At 65.1% G+C, this 17787-nt stretch carries 16 protein-coding genes; 7 read left to right on the top strand and 9 right to left on the bottom strand.

Going from position 1 to position 17787, the window contains the following annotated elements; all coding sequences use genetic code 11:
* The first annotated feature begins 56 nt into the window (after positions 1 to 56).
* Both AV929_RS13200 and AV929_RS13205 read left to right on the top strand, forming a co-directional pair.
* Positions 57 to 455 carry a hypothetical protein gene (locus AV929_RS13200; protein WP_044952198.1) on the top strand — a complete coding sequence of 133 codons (399 nt, stop codon included), beginning with the start codon at positions 57 to 59 and terminating at the stop codon, positions 453 to 455.
* Positions 456 to 1057: 602 nt separating this feature from the next.
* Positions 1058 to 2317: a DHHA1 domain-containing protein gene (locus AV929_RS13205; RefSeq protein ID WP_064288475.1), complete on the top strand. Its 1260-nt coding sequence runs from the start codon at positions 1058 to 1060 to the stop codon at positions 2315 to 2317.
* 1 nt (position 2318) lies between these two features.
* On the opposite strand, the gene AV929_RS13210 is transcribed toward AV929_RS13205, so the two are convergent.
* The 4 genes from AV929_RS13210 to AV929_RS13225 are packed head-to-tail and all read right to left on the bottom strand — an operon-like array spanning position 2319 to position 6307.
* Entirely contained in the window at positions 2319 to 3242 is a 924-nt protein-coding gene (locus tag AV929_RS13210) for a DMT family transporter (RefSeq protein ID WP_014040018.1), read from the bottom strand.
* Between the two features lie 6 nt (positions 3243 to 3248).
* On the bottom strand, positions 3249 to 4058 hold the full coding sequence (gene surE, locus AV929_RS13215) for a 5'/3'-nucleotidase SurE (RefSeq protein ID WP_064288476.1): 810 nt from the start codon (positions 4056 to 4058) through the stop codon (positions 3249 to 3251).
* Between the two features lie 36 nt (positions 4059 to 4094).
* The gene (locus tag AV929_RS13220; RefSeq protein ID WP_064288477.1) at positions 4095 to 5576 is read right to left on the bottom strand and encodes a small ribosomal subunit Rsm22 family protein; all 1482 of its coding nucleotides are present in this window, start codon (positions 5574 to 5576) and stop codon (positions 4095 to 4097) included.
* Positions 5573 to 6307 (bottom strand): prephenate dehydrogenase/arogenate dehydrogenase family protein, encoded by a 735-nt coding sequence (locus tag AV929_RS13225; protein ID WP_050037818.1) that lies wholly within the window; start codon positions 6305 to 6307, stop codon positions 5573 to 5575. Before AV929_RS13225 ends, AV929_RS13220 begins: the two co-directional genes overlap by 4 nt.
* Positions 6308 to 6470: 163 nt before the next feature.
* Here AV929_RS13225 and AV929_RS13230 point away from each other — a divergent pair, with 163 nt between their 5' ends.
* Positions 6471 to 7244 carry a fumarylacetoacetate hydrolase family protein gene (locus AV929_RS13230; RefSeq protein ID WP_014040022.1) on the top strand — a complete coding sequence of 258 codons (774 nt, stop codon included), beginning with the start codon at positions 6471 to 6473 and terminating at the stop codon, positions 7242 to 7244.
* A gap of 24 nt (positions 7245 to 7268) precedes the next feature.
* Here the strand turns inward: AV929_RS13230 and AV929_RS13235 are convergent, their stop codons facing one another.
* A complete protein-coding gene (locus AV929_RS13235; protein WP_050037819.1) occupies positions 7269 to 8093 on the bottom strand; it encodes a halocyanin domain-containing protein in 825 nt (274 codons plus the stop codon).
* 319 nt (positions 8094 to 8412) lie between these two features.
* Here AV929_RS13235 and AV929_RS13240 point away from each other — a divergent pair, with 319 nt between their 5' ends.
* Positions 8413 to 8775 carry a helix-turn-helix domain-containing protein gene (locus tag AV929_RS13240; protein WP_014040024.1) on the top strand — a complete coding sequence of 121 codons (363 nt, stop codon included), beginning with the start codon at positions 8413 to 8415 and terminating at the stop codon, positions 8773 to 8775.
* Positions 8772 to 9074: a hypothetical protein gene (locus tag AV929_RS13245; RefSeq protein ID WP_014040025.1), complete on the top strand. Its 303-nt coding sequence runs from the start codon at positions 8772 to 8774 to the stop codon at positions 9072 to 9074. The genes AV929_RS13240 and AV929_RS13245 overlap by 4 nt, the downstream gene beginning before the upstream one ends.
* Positions 9075 to 9095: 21 nt before the next feature.
* On the opposite strand, the gene AV929_RS13250 is transcribed toward AV929_RS13245, so the two are convergent.
* Positions 9096 to 9653, bottom strand: a complete 558-nt coding sequence (locus AV929_RS13250; RefSeq protein ID WP_014040026.1) for a halocyanin domain-containing protein — start codon at positions 9651 to 9653, stop codon at positions 9096 to 9098.
* Positions 9654 to 9823: 170 nt separating this feature from the next.
* Here AV929_RS13250 and AV929_RS13255 point away from each other — a divergent pair, with 170 nt between their 5' ends.
* The gene (locus tag AV929_RS13255; protein ID WP_050037820.1) at positions 9824 to 11350 is read left to right on the top strand and encodes a cryptochrome/photolyase family protein; all 1527 of its coding nucleotides are present in this window, start codon (positions 9824 to 9826) and stop codon (positions 11348 to 11350) included.
* A gap of 30 nt (positions 11351 to 11380) precedes the next feature.
* Here the strand turns inward: AV929_RS13255 and AV929_RS13260 are convergent, their stop codons facing one another.
* The 3 genes from AV929_RS13260 to AV929_RS13270 form a co-directional block, all read right to left on the bottom strand.
* Complete coding sequence (locus tag AV929_RS13260; protein WP_064288478.1) at positions 11381 to 13135, bottom strand: AarF/ABC1/UbiB kinase family protein; 1755 nt, start codon at positions 13133 to 13135, stop codon at positions 11381 to 11383.
* 52 nt (positions 13136 to 13187) lie between these two features.
* Entirely contained in the window at positions 13188 to 15824 is a 2637-nt protein-coding gene (locus AV929_RS13265) for a heavy metal translocating P-type ATPase (RefSeq protein WP_064288479.1), read from the bottom strand.
* A 129-nt stretch (positions 15825 to 15953) separates the two neighbouring features.
* Entirely contained in the window at positions 15954 to 16544 is a 591-nt protein-coding gene (locus AV929_RS13270) for a winged helix-turn-helix transcriptional regulator (RefSeq protein ID WP_064288480.1), read from the bottom strand.
* Positions 16545 to 16698: 154 nt separating this feature from the next.
* On the opposite strand from AV929_RS13270, the gene AV929_RS13275 reads away from it, so the two are divergent.
* Complete coding sequence (locus AV929_RS13275) at positions 16699 to 17784, top strand: metal ABC transporter substrate-binding protein (protein WP_064288481.1); 1086 nt, start codon at positions 16699 to 16701, stop codon at positions 17782 to 17784.
* The last annotated feature ends 3 nt before the right edge of the window (positions 17785 to 17787 follow it).

The raw sequence follows: 17787 nt of genomic DNA on the forward strand, positions 1-17787 counted from the left end.
TCGACACAACGGTTTTGTACCGTGCTTCCCTAGCTATGTCTATGAGTCTCACACCCATGGATGAGCCACGGGGTGCCCGGGCCAGGACGGACGACGGCGACGTGCCGCCACCCTCGCTTTTGGACCGGGTCAGGTACCGCGTGCGCTCAGCCATTGAGACCATTTCGTTTGGGGAGAAATGTTCTGAGTGGCTTGATAGACGTGGTCGAGACAAGCCACAGTCGACGATTCACACCGATGGGTTCGCTGACGACGTCGTTACGCCGCCGGAGTGTCCGTCGATCAGCGACCTTCCGACGCGGTCACGACCGTTTACGTATCCGACCCGAAATCACACGGAAACCAACACTGTCGACCTCATCGCAGTCGAATCTGGAGACCAACTCACTATGACACATCCGGACAACTCTGCGGCGAAGATTTCGTCTGACGTGTGGGAATCTGTCGAGCAGTAAGTGCTTTTACTGTCCCGTTCTTGCGTCGCTGAGCGAACGGTTTCAGACCTTTCTGGCGGCGTTTGAAAATCGGAAACCAGCAGAACGACCGGCCGAGACCGCGGTCAGAGCTCGTACTGCGCGATGTTGCCGGAGCCACAGGCCGGGCAGGTCGAGCTATCCGTTTCGATGGTGGTTCCACAGCGTCGACACTCCAGATGTGACCGCTGTCGAGTCCCCACGACCCGGCGTAATCGCTCGATCATATTGCCAGACAGGGAGCCAGGCCCTATATAATCGGGTAATTCACGGTGAAAGTGAAAACCGCAGGACGTGACGCCGATCCTGATGGCCCGTCTGCCGAGCGTCAGACGCCGCTGTCCCACCGTTCAGCCTGTCCACTCCCCCAGTTACGCGCAGGTTAGCTCACGCCGGTCCCGCTTACCGGCTGCGTACTGAAGCGTCGGGAACAGCACGACTGCGAACAGCCAGAGCAGTATTGATTGGGCCACACTACCCCGGCACGCACGAAAACCGCGCTACTGTCGGCCGAATGGTCCCGGACACTCGTCCGTCCGGGGCACGCCCAGATGTTTTTGTTCGCGCCGACGTAGCCACGCCTGATGACGGGAATAGCCGCAGCCGAGCCCACTGTGACGACGTTCACGTCGACTGTCGAGCGTACCGACACGACCGCTGTCGTGCTAACGGAGACGTACTTCTACGCCGAAGGCGGCGGCCAGCCGGCCGATCGGGGAACTCTCGGTGGCGTTGAAGTCGTCGACGTCCAGCACCGAAACGGCGATATCGTCCACGAACTGGCCGAGCCGCCGGCGTTCGACCCGGGCGAGACGGTCGAAGGCCAGATCGACACGGCGTTTCGGACGTACTGTATGCGTGCCCACACGGCCAGCCACGTCCTCTACGGCGCTGGTCGCCGGCTGCTGTCGGACCTCGGCTACGGCGGCTTCGACATCAGCGCGACGGTCCCGGAAGACGCCGGTGACGACGACTTTGGGCCGGCTATCACCGGGAAGGTGCGGGTAGATTTCGAGACGACGACCGAAATCGACGACGAGACACTCACCGAACTTGAGCGGCTGGCCAATCGCGCCGTCTGGGAGTCCTACGACGTGACCTGGGAAGAAATCCCGCGTGACGAGGCACTGGACCGCGACGATATCGCGTTCAATACGAAGACCGAAGAGGGAATCGAGGGCGAGACAGTCCGGGTCGTCACCATCGAAGACTGGGACGTGGCGGCCTGCGGTGGGACACACGTCGGGAACACGCGAGAGATCGGACCGGTGACGGTGCTCGGCCGATCCAATCCCGGCGAGGGGCTGACTCGTGTCGAGTTCGCCGTCGGGCCGCGAGCAATCCGTCAGCGGGCGACCGAACACGAGCGGGCGATGGCTGCCGCCCAGTCGCTGGATACGAACGTTGCCGAACTCCCGGATGCTGTCGATAGCCTCCAGTCAGAGCGCGACGATCTCCGGGACACGGTGTCGGCCCTTCGAGAGCGTCTCGTCGATTCTCGTCTCGCTGACCTGCGTGACGAGGCCATCGAGATGGACGGGCAGCGGTGGCTCGTCGGCACCGTGGCAGGGCTCGACGCGAACGCGCTCGCTGACCGAGCGGAGTCCGCCGCTGACGACGACATCGACGTGGCCGCGCTGGTGGACGCCGACGGCCAGTATCTGGGTGTCGCGACGACAGGCGGCGTCGATGCCGGCGCGGTGGTCGACCGAGTGACGTCGGAGTTCGGTGGCGGTGGCGGCGGGCGGCCGACGGTGGCACAGGGCGGGGGACTCGCTGCTGAGGGGGACGATATCGTCGCGTTCCTCCGGGACGTGTCAGCGGCGCCAGACCACGGCGACTGACTCAATCGCCTCGGTTCGGCGTCCCGCTGAACCGGGCGACCTCGTTTCGCAGCGCATCCCGTTTCAACAGCGCGAACCCGACGAGGATACAGGCGAATCCGACACCCGTGTAGACTGTCGGTGTCTCACCGAGGAACAGCAGCCCAGTGGCGGCGGCGACGACTGGCGCGGCGTAGGAGACGAGGTTGATCTCGATGGGCCCGAGTCGCTCCAGCAGGTCGAAGTAGATGAGGAAGCCAAGCGCGCTGGCGACGATGACCAGATACAGCAGGGCCAGCACGGCTTCAGCAGTCCACTGGACGTCAGCTATCGACTCGGAGGCCCCGAGGCTGACGCCGTGCATAAGCACCGCACCGAGGAGCATCGACCACGCCTCCATCGTCTCGATCTCTAAATCGTCGTCGAACCGCCGGGTCAGCACGCTCCCGAGGGCGAACGACGTGGTTGCGAGGAACACCAAGAACAGCGACACGGTTCGGGGGTCCAGAAGGTTCCCCGGATCGGGGTTGCTGAGAACGCCGACACCGACGAACCCGATGAGCAGGCCGACGATACCCAGCGCCGTGAGCCGTTCGTCCGGGAGGAACGCGCGGGCGAACCCAGTCGTGAGAATCGGCGAGAGGCTGACGACGATAGCGGCGGCGGCGCTGGTGGTACCCTGCTCGCCGACGAACAGGAAGATGTGGTACGCGGCGATCAGGAGTGAGCCGCCGATACCCACAACGATCCAGTCGGTCCGACTCTTCGGGAGCCACTGGTCGGTGGCGTACACCGCGTAGCCGAGCATCAACAGCCCGGCGAGGTCGTACCGGAACGCCGCAAACAGGACCGGCGGGAAGTACTCCAGCCCGGCTTTGATAGCAGTGAAGGCGCTGCCCCAGGCGACGGCGAGCGCGACGAAGAGGATGGCGTTGCGGAACCGCATTTCCGGTCAGTCGGCCGCCTCGCCGCCGTCGCCCGGCTCGTACGTCTCTGCGATGGCGTCGAGGGCTTCGTGGTGCTCCGTGGTGTGTGGCGCGGTCAGCGGCGAGACACTGACCTTCCCGTCGACGACGGCACGGCGGTCGGTCCCCTCGGGGTCGGGAATGTCGCCCTCAGCCATGTGCTCCCAGATGCGGTCGTGGAGCGTCACGGCGTCGCCTTCCTGGACGGCGTCCATCTCGTACTCGTGCGAGGGTCGCGTGACCGTCATCTGTGCGTCGCCCCACTCGGCAACGGGGGCGTTGATGTTCAGGTAGTCACACTGCTCGAACACGCCGGCGTCGACGGCGTGGTCGGCGAGGTAGGTCGTCGCCCTGGCGGCCCCGCCGTAGCTGTCGCCGTTGGCCTCGATGTCCGCGAAAGCAGCGTCCTCGCGGACCGGAATGTACATCGAGACGGCCATCGCCGGCACGTCGAAGAAGGTGGCTTCGACGGCGGCGCTGACGGTCCCCGAGCGGCCGAGGACGTACGCGCCGAGGTTCGCCCCGCGGTTACAGCCCGCGACCACGAGGTCGGTGTCGGTGACGAGTGCTTCGAGCCCCGCCACGACGCAGTCCGAGGGCGTTCCCTCGACGGCGTAGCCGAGCTCGTGCTCGTGGACGGTCACTTCGTGTGAGATAGCTCGGCCGACCGCGCTCTGGTCCTCCGCCGGGGCGACCGCAGTCACGTCGCCGACTGTCGAGAGACCGTCGTACACCGCCCGGAGGCCGGCGCTCTCGATGCCGTCGTCGTTCGTCAGCAGAATCGTCGGCTCGTCCATACGCTCTGTCGGGCCGTCTGCGAGAAAAGCCCACCGCTAGCGGGCACGGTCGACGACCGTCTCGCCGTCGACGACGACGTTGTAGGCCTCCTCGTCGTCGTTCCAGAGCACCAGCGCGTTCTCGAAGGACAGCAGGTCGCCGTAGTCGGCTTTCCGGAGGTCCTCGTTCAGTATCGACGCCTCCGTGAGCACGGCGAAGTGGTCGACCTGCTGGCTCCCGTCGCCCAGCAGATACAGCGGATTTGCGCCCTCCCGCTCGGCGAGGTCGTGGCTGAGTTTCACACCCAGAAAGTTCACCCGGTCGGTGACGTAGTTCTCGGCGTCGGCCATCGGCGCGTGGATGCCCCGGTCCGGCGTCACGTCGTGCTTTCGCTTGCCGTCGGTCCGGAGGACGCTGTAGGCGAACTGCACGTCCGTGTTGACGAACTCGCCCGTCCCGCCCGCGGGGTCGTCGAGGCGCTGTTGCATCGTCGGCACTTCGATGTCGGGCTTGCGGTCGAACGACCACGATTCGCTGTCGGGGGACTGGTGGGGCCAGAGCCGTACCGTCGGCCCGTACACCGTCGCCGGGCCGCCGTCGGCCACCTCGCGCTCGACCTGGCGGAGCTGTATGGCCGTGTTCCGGTCAGCCGGGGCCAGCGCCAGCAACGTTCCGTCGTCGGCAAGCGCCTCGACGTACCGGTAGAGGGTCGCCGCCGCGTCGTCGAGTTCGCTGAGGACGTTGCCGAAGATGATGAGGTCGTAGCCCTCGGCGTTGTTGTCGCCGCCATCGGCACCGCTGCCGCTGTCGTCGCCAGCCCCACCGCTGTCGTCACCGGGAACCGGCGACGACGGGTCGAACTCCTCGGCGAGCGCCCGGTGAATCTCCCAGCGGACGTTCTGACCGCTGTCTTCCAGTAGGCTCTCCAGCACGTCCGCGGCGGCGCTCGGTTCGACCGCGTGGTAGTCGAGCAGCGCGTCGTCCGGAAGCAGGTCGCGCAGGGCGAGCGCCGGGCCGCCGACACCGGCCCCGACATCCAGAACTCGGAGCTGTGACGGGAGCAGGCCGTCGGCGGCGAGGTCCGCAAGGACGTACTTGGCCACAGCGTAGTAGTCGGGCAAGTGATAGACGGCGTAGCCAAGCGCCGTCAGTTCGTCGTACTCGACGGCCTGGCCCTGGAGATACCGCTCCTTGATGTCGCGGATGCGCTCACGGAGTTCGTCACCGCTGTCGCCGCTGTGCCACTCCAGTCCGCCCCACTCTGTCAACAGGTCGATGACCTGCTGTTCGTAGCGGTCTGGGAACCGCTCGACACCGTCGAAATCCACCGAGAACCGTCCCTCGGGTGCCGGAACGAAGGTCCCGTCGTCCTGTTCGACGATGCCCAGATCGAACGCCTCCTCTTGAAGTACCTGCTTGACGACGGCGGGATGGGGCTGGCCCTCGACGTACTCGTGTAGCTCCTCGGGGTCCAGCGGTCGGACGTTACGGAGGTACTGGGCGTTTTCGCGTATCTGCTGGCGTGTATCCTGGTTCATGAAAGTTGCTCGTAGAGCCGTTCGAAGGTGTCCGCGTCGGCATCGGCGATCTGTCGGGCGGCGTCGGCGACCGCGTCCGCGCCGTCGAAGGCGTCCTGGATGTCGGCGTACACCCGCGGGTCGCCGCCGGTGACCTGCTCGACGAGGTCGAACAGGCCAGCCGAAATCGGCGTCTGAAACCGGTCGGGCACGTCGGCGGCGGCCATCGCGAACGCGAGCACGGCCGCGTGGGCACTGGCCTGGACTGTTTCCATGGCTTCGTCGTGTTCCGTCGCTGTCGTCTCGAAGCAGTTGTTGCCGGCCTCGGCGAGTGCGTCGACGACGGCAGCAGCATCGGGACCTGACGCGTCGTTGACGACGGCGACGTTGCCGGGCGCGTTCTCGGGGGCGAACAGCGGGTGGAGACTCAGTCGCTGGCCGTCAGGCATCGCGTCCTGCATCGCTGCGACGGGGCCGGCCATGCTCCCAGTCACATCGACGATTGCACCCGTAGCCAGCGGCGCGAACTCGTGAATGGCCGTCTCGGCGACGGGCATCGGCACCGCGATACAGACGACGTCGAAAGTCTCGGCCGCGTCGCTGGCGACAGCGCGCCCGCCGACCGCGTCGGCAGCGGCTTCGGCGGCCGACTGGTCGAGGTCGGTGAAGGCGACGGACGCGTCGGCGTGGGTCCGGACCGTGCGCGCGAACCACTGGCCCATCGCGCCGGCGCCAACGACGAGGACGTTCATCGGCCCAGCGTAGCCCGTCCCGTCTCAAAAGCCGTTCGGTCACACTCCCACTCACCGCGACTCCGCAGGTGACGATGGCCGGGTAGACAGCCGTCGAACAGCCCGCTGTGGTCCGGTTTCCCCCTCCTAAACGCTTATCTGTCGGCCCTGAGAGAACGGTGACATGAAGCGCGTTCGATTCCGTGATACCGCGGGGAACGTCCGGGGAGGCCGCTGGACCGTCGAGGACGGCGACCCCGTCGTCACCGCCGCCGCCGGACCGTACGGCCGTATCGCCTTTGGCGACGAGTCCTACGACCCCGACGAGGTAGACATCCTCCCGCCCTGTGAGCCGACGAAAGTCGTCTGTATCGGGCGCAACTACGCCGACCACGCCGAGGAGATGGACTCGGACCTCCCGGACAGGCCGATGCTGTTCCTCAAAGCCCCGAACGCCGTCGCGTCCCACGGCAAGCACCTCACGATGCCCTCGGGGAAAGAGCGCATCGACTACGAGGCCGAACTCGGCGTCGTCATCGGCGAGCAGTGCCGGAACGTCAGTGAATCGGGCGCGATGGACGTCGTCGCGGGCTACACCTGCGTCAACGATATCTCGAACCGCGACGACCAGCGACAGGAACAGAACTGGGTCCGCGGGAAGGCCTTCGACAACGCCTGTCCCATCGGCCCGCTTGTGGCCACGCCGGAACACGTCCCGGAGGACGCCAGCATTGAACTCCGACTGAACGGCGAGACGAAGCAGTCCTCCTCCCGCGAGCACCTCATCTTCTCAATCCCGGAACTGATCGCGGAGATAACGTCGTACATGACCCTAGAGCCCGGCGACGTCATCGCCACGGGGACGCCCGAAGGCGTCGGACCGATGGAGGACGGCGACGAAGTCGAAGTCGAAATCGAAGGTATCGGCACGCTCAAACACAGCGTCAAGATTCCGTAGGCGGCTGCCACACTAGTTCGGTAGTTATTCCACGACGACTGCGCCTCTCATCCCCAGGCCCTTATGCGGTTTACAGGAGTACAGGTAGGTCCCGGTTTCCGCGAAGGTGTGCTCGTAGGTGTTTCCTTCCTCGGCGACGAGTTCCGAGTTGAGCGGGCCATCGCCTTTTGAGACGATGTTGTGTGGCCCTCCCTCGCCGGTCCACTCCCAGCGGACGGTCGTCTCGGTCGAGATCTTCAGCGCCGGGGGGCCGAACGCGAACTCCCCACCGTTCCCTTCCACACCGGCCGTAACAGTTGCAGTGTCTGTGTCGGTGCGGTCGGCAATGGTGCCGTCGAAGTTACTCGCGGCTGCGAGCCACTCGTCGACAGTTGCATTGCCTGAAGACGGTGGCTCTTTCACAATAATCGCACCTTTCATGCCATCGTCGCGATGGGGTTCGGAGACGTAGCGGTACTCGCCGGGCTCCTCGAAGAAGTAGTGATACATCGTCCCGGACTGGGCGTTCGTCCGGCCGCTGTCGAAGGTGCCGTCGAGCGCGACGACGTTCTGCTGGCCGCCGTGTCCCGTCCAGTCCCACCGAACGTTCGTCATTGGTGGAACTTCGATGGCTGGTGGGCTGAACGCCAGTCCACCGTCTGTCTCCTCGCCAAGCATAATTGTTGGTCGGGACTGCGGTCCGTATCTGCGGATCTCGCCGTCGTAGCTGTTGGCGTCGTCGAGCCAGTCGTCGAGGGACTCGGGTGTCGATTCAGGCGTTGCAGTTTCGGTCGCTGTAGCGGTTTCGGTTGCAGTCGCGGTCTCGGTGCCGGTTTCCGCCGCTGGCTCAGAGCTACTCCCCGAGGACACGCACCCGGCGGTAACGGCGAGGGCTGCCAATCCTGTGCCTGCGAGAAACTGTCTGCGAGTGGAGGGCCGTTGCATAGCAAGCTAGTTGTTGTTATTGGATGATAGAAAATGGGGTGTGCCCTTTCCAGATTCTGGAAACAAACGGTCGCCCTTTATCTGAGGGTGCTTTATATTCCCGACACTGGGTGGGAGCTGCTACCGGAGTATCGCAGGACTCCGGAGTCGCAGTATCCCACAGGTTTCACGTCGCTGCCCCGTCATATCGAAATCGAACCGCCCGCAGAACCACCCCCGACCGTCCACCTGAGAGGGTCCCTCCGTGGCACACAACGACGCGAGCGAGACACAGGCGCTGTTCGACGCCCTCGCCGACCCTGACTGTCGCGACATACTCAGGGTGCTCGACGAGCCGCTGCCAGCCAAGGAGGTCGCCTCGGTCTGTGATCTGCCCCAGACAAGCACCTACCGGAAGCTCGAACAGCTGAGCGAGGCCGAACTGGTCGCCGAGGAGACGGAGGTGCGCCCCGACGGCCATCACGCGACGGCGTACGTCCGGGACTGTGGCGGCGTGTTCGTTGGCGTCGATGCCGACGGCGCGTTCGAGATCGACGTTCTGCCGGCCGAGGAGCGGCCGAGCGAACGGCTCGCACTCCTGTGGTCGCGCGTCAGCGAGGAACTATGAACGGAGATATCCCACTCATCGTCATCGGATTCAAGACTGTGACAGTGTTGCTTGGCGGGCTCATCACCTACTTCGCAACCCGCGCGGCACTGAAAACGAGGGCGACCGGACTCACGTATCTCGCCGTCGGATTCGCGACTATCACCGTTGGGTCGCTCATCGCCGGCGTCGCAGACCAACTGTTCGGCCTGAGTACCAACGCTGCACTGATCTTCGAGAACGCGCTCACCGCGGTCGGCTTCGCGGTCATCGCGTACTCGCTGTACGTCACCAGTCGCTCCGCGCTAGTAAAGCGATAAAAACTGGCCGCTAACTATGGGTTATTCGACGACGACTGCGCCGACCATCCCGAGCGCCTTGTGCGGGACACAGTTGTAGAGGTAGGTGCCGGTTTCCTCGAACGTGTACTCGTAGGTGGTTCCTTCCTCTGAGACAGCCGAGCCCGAGTCGAGCGGGCCGTCGCCTTCGGACTTGACGTTGTGGCCGGCCCCTTCACCGGTCCACTCCCAGACGACCGTCGTTCCGGTCGAGACTTTGATCGCGGGCGGATCGAAGGCGAACGCGCCGCCGTTCCCCTCGGCGCCGACTGCAACGGAGACCTCGTTCTGGTCAGTCATCACGACCGTGTTGCCGTCGAAGTTGGACGACTCACCGACGTAGTCCGCCACTTCGCTCGATGCTTCGACGGTCTCCATCCCACCGCTGCTCTCGGTGTCCATCTCCTCGGCTTCAGTGGTAGCCATCTCCTCTGCTTCGGTGGCTTCCGTTTCGCCGCTGCCACCATCGCCGCCGGACCCGCCACAGCCAGCAAGGAGTCCAGCGCCTGATACGGCTGCCGTCGTGCGGATGAACGTCCGCCTGTCGAGGTCGTCTGTCATGCAACTAGAGTTATGACTCTGCACTTATAAGGAAGTCGTTTCTGTCGTTTGGACGGGAACAATAATTGAGGTTTGTACCGCCCTGCGGTGTGGCGATACCAACACAGTTCGGACGGGGATTGATGCGGACTCGGGCCCACAGTACAGCCAATGGGAGTGTCCGTTCACAAATGACCGTCTGGCTCCGGGGCGACCACCTCCTCCGCCGGTCCGGCCCCGTCGACAACCGACCCGACGAGCCGGTGCTCCTGATAGAGGCGCAGTCGTTCGCCCGCAAACTGCCGTACCACCCACACAAGCTGATTCTGCTGTTCAGCGCAATGCGGCATTTTCGCGACGACCTCCGGGACGCCGGTCGGACGGTCCAGTACCGCCAGACGGAGACCTTCGAGGACGGACTGGCGGCACATTTCGAGGCCAATCCGGACGACGCGCTCGTAACTCACCGACCACAGACCGAGTCCGCGCAGGCGCGACTCGAATCACTGGTTGCCGACGCTGGCGGAGCGGTCGAGTTCGTCCCCGACGAACGCTTCCTCTGCCCCCCTTCGCAGTTCGACGGGTGGGTTGGGGACGGACGCTACCGCCACGAGGACTTCTACCGGTTCATGCGCCGAGAAACGGACTATCTGATGGCCGACGGCGACCCGGTCGGCGGCGAGTGGAACTACGACGACCAGAACCGGGAGACGCCACCCGATGAGTGGACCCCGGCGGAGCCACCGCTGTTCGAGCCGGACGACGTGACCCGGGACGTCATCGAGTGGGTCGAGGAAACGTTCGAGGGGAGCTACGACGAGCAGCCCTACGGCGGTGACTGGGCCGATCCCGACCCGTTCCGTTGGCCCGTCACTCGGCGGCAGGCCGTCCGCGCCCTGGACCACTTCGTTACGAGCCGACTACCGGAGTTCGGGCCGTACCAGGACGCGATGCTGGAGGACGAGTGGGCGATGAGCCACAGTCTGCTCTCCACGTCGCTCAATCTGGGACTCCTCGGCCCTGACGAGGTCATTGAACGCGCTATCGCTGCCTACGAGGACGGCGACGCGCCGCTGCACAGCGTGGAGGGGTTCGTCCGGCAGGTGCTCGGGTGGCGCGAGTTCCTCCGGCACGTCTACCGCCGGGAGATGCCGGACCTCGCCGCGGCGAACCAGCTCGGCGCGAGCGAGGCCCTGCCGGACTTCTACTGGGACGGCGACACCGACATGGCATGTCTCTCCGACGTGGTCGACGGCGTCCGGAAGCGGGGCTACTCACACCACATCGAGCGGCTGATGATTCTCGCGAACTTCGGTCTCATTTACGGCGTCGAGCCGGCGCAACTGAACCGCTGGTTCCACGCCGGCTACGTCGACGCCTTCCACTGGGTGACGACGCCGAACGTCGTCGAGATGGGGCTATACGGCGCGGGCGTGTTCGCCACCAAACCCTACGCCTCGTCGGCGAACTACGTGGACAAGATGAGCGACTACTGCTCGGGCTGTCCGTACTACAAGACGAAGACGACCGGCGAGGGTGCCTGTCCGTTCAACGCGCTGTACTGGGACTTCCTGGACCGAAACGAAGATACACTCCGGTCCAACCATCGAATGGGGCTGATGTACAGCCACGTCGACAACAAGAGCGACGAGGAACTCACAGAGATACGCGAGCGAGCCGCAGAGATTCGGGAAATGGCGGCCGCTGGCGACCTCTGAGCGCGACCGTGCCCCGCGAGCGCCGCTCGGCTACTCTTCTCCCTCCACCGCATCGGCCGCCTGCCGCTGTTGCATCTCGTGACGAGTGAACTGCGGCGACGACAGCGCCGATCCGCGGCGTCGGCGGAACGACCACGCGAGAATCCCAAGCACCGCGGCGCTCCCGCCCAGCGCGAGTCCGGCGGGCTGGAGCCCGTTCACGGTGTAGAGGTAGGCACTCACCGGCACGCCGGCGCTGGCGACGATACCGAGCAGGAGCCGCTTGGCGAGCACCCGGCTCAGTCCGTCGGAGTCTTCGAGGACGGTCTTGACGAGCAGTTCTTCGCGCTCGACCCTATCGAGTGCGTTCTCCATCTTCGGCGCTGTCCGCACCGCCGACCGGGTCGAGTCCGTCACCGTCTCCTGGATTTCCGTCTTGATCCGCTCCCGGAGATCGTCCCCAGCGCCCTGCTCCATGACGTACTCGGAGATGATCTCGATGAAGTCGAACTCGGGGTCGAGCGTCCGACAGACGCCTTCGAGGACCGTCGTTACCCGGACCACCAGCGCCAGGTCCTGTGGCAGGCGCATCGGGAACTCGTACAGTTGCGTCTCGAACTGGCCGACTAACTGTTCGATTCGGTACTCGCTGATGTCCTCGCCGCGGAACTGCTCGATCACGATGTCGAACGCCTCTCGCATCACCTCGCGGTCGGCCATCGGGTCCAGCGCGCCCATCTCGACGAAGGCGTCCATCACGCGGTCCACGTCGTCGGTCGCCAGCCCGACGTAGAAATCCAGCAGTTGGTCCTGTGTCCGGGGACCGAGGTAGCCGGTCATCCCGAAATCGTAGAAGACGAGCGTCCCGTCGGGCTGGACTGCCAGATTGCCTGGATGGGGGTCGGCGTGGAAGAGGCCGTCCTCGACGATCATCTGGATGTACACCTCTTCGAGCCGGCGGACCAGCGCCGGGCGGTCGATGCCGAGTTCGTCCAGGCGCTCCACGTCGTCGATTTTCACGCCGTCGAGGTACGTCATCGTCAGCACCCGGTCCGTCGAGTGGCTTTCGACGATGTCCGGGATCGCGACGTCGTCGTCGTTTGCGAAGTTGTCGCCGATCTCCCGGAGCATCCGCGCTTCGTGGCCGTAGTCCATCTCCCGGCGGACCGTCGTTGCGAACTCTTCGGTGAGATTTTCCAGCGTAAATGCCTGGCCCGGGTCCGCGCCGTAGGTGAGCACGGGCAGCAGCGTCGACAGCACGCGCAGGTCGGATTCGACGCGCGTTCTGATGTTGGGTCGAAGCACTTTCACGGCGACCCGCTGGCCGCCGATCTGTGCCTCGTACACCTGGCCCAGCGAGGCTCCCGAAATGGCTGTCGTGTTGAATGCCTCGAACAGCGTATCGATATCGTCGCCCAGTTCGCGTTCGATAACTGGCTCGATGGTCGCCCACGCGTCAGGTGGGACGTTGTCCTGTAGCTCTGAGAGCACGTCTACGTACGCCCGCGGCAGGGCGTCGGGCCGGGTCGACAGCATCTGCCCGAGTTTGATGAACGCCGGGCCGAGGTCGACGAAAGTATCCTTCAGGTAGCGAGCGCGCTGCATCCGTGTCTCGGGGGTCACTGACCGGGACCGACCGAACAGGAGGAACCGCTTGCGGTCCCGCCCCCACTGCCAAAGCAGCGGGACGAACTGCCAGACGATGACGAGCGCCCGCCAGAGCGCCCGGAGCCTGACGCCGACACCGCCCGGCTGTGACACTGTCCCTCCCGTCGGTTCGTCGGCGACACGCTCCTCAGCAGTCACTGTTCGTAGATGAGGCCCGGCGACAGATGAGTCTGCTGGAGACGGGTCCCGCTCAGCGACGGAGGAAGCCGAGCAGGCGATACTCCGAATCCGGCGTGTACCGGCGGAACGCGAGGCTGTTTGCGAGCACCGACACGGACGAGGCGGCCATCGCGGCAGCGGCCAGCACCGGCTGGAGCAGTCCCAGCGAGGCCAGCGGAATCATCACCGTGTTGTACCCGAGCGCCCAGAACAGGTTCTGCTTGATCTTCCCGAGCGTGGCCTCAGAGACCCGGATGGCCTTCACCACGTCGGCGGGGTCGTCCCGGAGCAGCGTCACGTCGCCGGCCTCGATTGCCACGTCGGTCCCCGAACCAATGGCACAGCCGACGCTCGCGGCGGCCAGCGCGGGCGCGTCGTTGACGCCGTCGCCGACCATCATCGCCTGATCGCCGTCGCTCTGGAGGTCATCGACGGCGTCGGCCTTGTCCTCGGGCAACACGTCGGCCATCACGTTATCGGGGTCGATACCGACCTCCTCGGCGACGGCGCGGGCGGTCCGCGCGTTGTCGCCGGTGATGAGCCAGACGCCGAGTCCGCGCTCGCGCAGCCCGCTGACGGCCGCCTTCGCGGACTCTTTGACCGTGTCGGCGTCGGCGACGATGCCCAGGAGCCGGTAGTCCGGGTCCTTGTCGCCCTCGGTGTCGTCACCGCCGGCGTCCTCGGCCAGCGCGACCAGCATCGCCGTCTTACCCTCGCGTTCGAGGGTGTCCATCCGGTCCTCTGCCGGTGCGGTGTCGACGCCGGCCTCGGACAGCAGTTTCCGGTTGCCGACGAGGACGCGACCGTGGCGCGTCGTCGCTTTCACGCCCTGGCCGGGGACGTTCTCGAACTCTTCGGGGTCTTCGACCTCGATACCGCGCTCGCGTGCGCCCTCGACGATGGCCTCGGCCAGCGGGTGCTCGCTGGCGTGTTCGGCGCTGGCGGCGACTTCGAGCACGAACTCCTCGCTCTGTTCGCGCTCGGGCTTGAGCGCCCCGCCGTCCGCAGCGGGACCGACGACCTCGACATCTGTGAGTTCCATCTCACCTTTCGTCAGCGTCCCCGTCTTGTCGAAGACGACGGTGTCGACCTCGTGGACGCGTTCGAGCACATCGCCGCCCTTGAACAGAACGCCGTTGCGTGCGCCGATTGCCGTCCCGACCATCGTCGCAGCGGGCGTCGCCAGCCCCAGCGCGCAGGGGCAGGCGATGAGCACGGCGGAGGCGAACACGACGACGGCGAACTCGCTCACGCCGACGCCGGCCGGGCCACCCGCGGCCAGTCCCCACAGCGGGAGCGCGTCGACGACGGCGGCCAGCGTCTCCGGCGCGACCGCCCACAGCACCGCCCAGAGGACGGCGTTGGCGATGACTGCCGGGACGAAGTACGCCGAGATGCGGTCGGCGACGTTCTGGATGTCGGGCTGGCGGGACTGGGCCTGCCGGACCCGCTCGGCGATCTGCTGGATGGCGGTCTCCGAGCCGACCTTCGTCGCCTCGACTTCGAGGACGCCGTTCTGGTTCACTGTCGAGCCGATGACCTCGTCGCCCTCGCCTTTCTCGACCGGAACGGACTCGCCGGTCACCATCGACTCGTCGACCGCTGAGTCGCCGTCTACCACGACGCCGTCTGTCGGAATCTTCTCCCCGGGGCGGACTTTCAGCCGGTCGCCGACCCCCACCTCGTCGATGGGAATCTCTTCCTCGCTGCCGTCCTCGCGGACGACCGTCGCCGTGTCGGCCTCCATCTCGAGCAGTTGCTGGATGGCGGCCCCGGCCTGGCTCTTCGAGCGGGCTTCGAGGTAGTTCCCGAGCGTGATGAACACGAGAATCAGCGCGGCCGTGTCGAAGTACAGCCCCGTGCTCGCGATGAGGTCCGCCAGCGCGGCCACTGAGTAGACGTACGCCGTCGAGGAACCCAGCGCGATGAGCACGTCCATGTTGGCCCGGCCGTTGTTGACTAGCGCCTTGTAGGAGTTCTCGTAGAAGGGCCTGCCAAGCAGTATCTGGACCGGCGTCGCGAGCGCGAAGGCGACCCAGCCCTGTGGCACCCCCAGAACCGTCTCGTCGACGAGGCCGAGGGAGAACAGGTGGTCCGTCATGAACAACAGGAGTGGGGCCGACAGCACCGCCCCGAACAGCGTGAGCCGGAGCTGTCTGCGCGTCTCCTCGTTACGTGCGGCGGCACGGCGGTCAGCGCTGGACTGTTCGCCGCCGGAGCCGTCACCGCCGCTTTCACTCCCGCTACCCTCTCTGACAGGCGTATAGCCGGCGGACTCGATGGCGTCGTAGAGGTCCGAGCGCGACACGTCGGCCGGGTTGTAGGTGACCTGACCTTCGTCGGTGGCGTAGTTCACGCTGGCTTCGATGACGCCGGCGGTCGCTTCCAGCGCCTCCTCGTTGGTGTCCGCGCAGTTCGCACACGACATGTCGGTGATGCCGACGGTCACCGTCTCCGTCGCCACACCGTAACCGGCGTCCTGCACGGCGGCGACAATATCAGCTAGCGATACCACATCGGGGTCGTACTCGACGCTCCCCTCGTCGGTTGCGTAGTTCGCGTCGACGGATGTAATCCCGTCCAGTTCGCCCACCGACTCCTCGATAGTGCCCGCGCAGTTGGCACAGCTCATTCCCGTCAGTTCGAGCCGGGTGGTTCGGTTACTCATCTTGTCTTACTATACGCCCCCCATATTCATGCGGTTTGTGCCTTCGATTCGAAGGTCAGATTCGACTACTAGATTCAGAAGTGAACTCAAACAGTCGCTTAGACACTATTCCGAAGTACCACTCACAGCTCAGACCCCGTCTTTCAGCGACTCGTACTGGTCGACGAACCGTTCCGCACAGGACCCACAGCAGAAGTAGTACCGCTCCCCGTCGAGCGTGCGCTGTTCGCCTTCCTCGTCGACGGAGTTTCCACACTCCGCGCAGTCGGGCGCGAACTCTGCCGTACCCAGTCCGACGGTCCACTCGCTGTCTGCGATCATCCGCACCTCGTAGCGGTCCACGTCCCCGAGGTCGACGTGTTCGGCGAGGAGTTCGCTTGCGTCAGACTGGGAGACGGTTGCCGCCAGCACCACCCGGCCGCCGGCGGTCCGATAGACACGCTCGACGGTGTCAGCGTCGCTGACCGCCGCAGCGATGTCGGCGGCCCGACCCGGCTTCGCGTCTACTTCGATCAGGACCGGCACGCCGGCCTGTAACAGTGAGCGGTCGACATCGACGGTAAACCCCTGTATCAGTCCCATTTCGACGAGCCGGTCGACGCGGTCGGAGACTGCAGGGGCCGAGAGGTCAACTCGTTCGGCGATGTCGCTGTATGGTCGCCTCGCGTCTTCGAGCAGCAACCGGAGGATTTCGTGGTCAGTATCGTCGAGTCCGGGCATATCGGACCAACTTGGAGCGTCGGTTTATGCGTTGTGTCCGCTTGTTCCTGTGCCAAAGATCGCGTTTCAGACAGGAGCAGTGCACTCGATTAGACTAGTCTAATTCTATAGTTAGATAGAAACTATTATAACCTTCTCCGACAGCAACCCACACATGGCAACTAACCAACCCTGTGGCGACCAGCCGTATAGCGTCACCCGCAGGCAGGTACTCAGTGCCGGCGCGGGGAGCCTCGCGTCCGGCTTTGCCGGCTGTCTGACCGGTGGCGGGACGGAAGCGGCATCGAACAGCAGCGACAGCACCAGTGGCGCGGACGGACCGGTCGCGGTGGCGTCTTTCTTCAGTTTCTACGACTTTGCCCGTAAGATCGCACGCGGGACGCCGATAACGGTCGAGAACCTCATTCCGACCGGACTGCACGGCCACGGCTGGGAACCGGACGCCGGCATCACGCGAGATATCATCGACGCGGACGCGTTCATCCACGTCGGCCCGGACTTCCAGCCATGGGCGGACCGCGCGATTCAGACACTCAAAGACGACAACGTCGATACCGAACTCATCAACGTCCGCGAGGGCATCGAACTCGAATCGCTCGCGGCGAGTCTCGACCGCGACGAAGAGGGCGTCGGACAGAATAGAGCCAGAGACCCCCATTTCTGGCTCGACCCGCGGCGCGCGAAACAGTCGGTCGACAACATCACCGAGGGGCTGGTCGCGCTCGCACCGGACGCCGAAGACACGCTCCGGGACAACGCCGAGACGTACAACTCTGAGGTCCTCGACCGCATCGACGCGGATTACGCCGAGATTTTCGACCGCGCCGAGAGGAACGTGGTCCAGCTCGCGGCACACAACGCCTTCCAGTACATCGGCTCGCGCTACGGCGTCAAGATGCGCCCGCTCGTGGTCAACCTCGCGGCCAGCGGTGACGTGAAGCCCTCGGACATCACCGAGGCGAAATCGGTCATCGAGGACAACGACATCCGGTACATCGGGGCCGGCGTCTTCGAGACGCGCAAGCCCGCAAAACAGCTCATCGCCGAGACACCGGTCAAAGCCTACTACCCGGTGACACCGTATGCTGGCGTCCGCAAGGAGTGGGTCGAAAACGACTGGGGATACGAGGAAATCGCCTATCGGATAAATATGCCGACGTTCGAGGTCGTTCTGGGTAACAAGGAACCTGCGGACGCTGGTCCCGACGGCTGGAGCGAGACCTGGCGGAACTTCGAATGAAAC

The sequence above is a fragment of the Haloarcula sp. K1 genome (genome assembly GCF_001647155.1).
Classification (GTDB): domain Archaea; phylum Halobacteriota; class Halobacteria; order Halobacteriales; family Haloarculaceae; genus Haloarcula; species Haloarcula hispanica.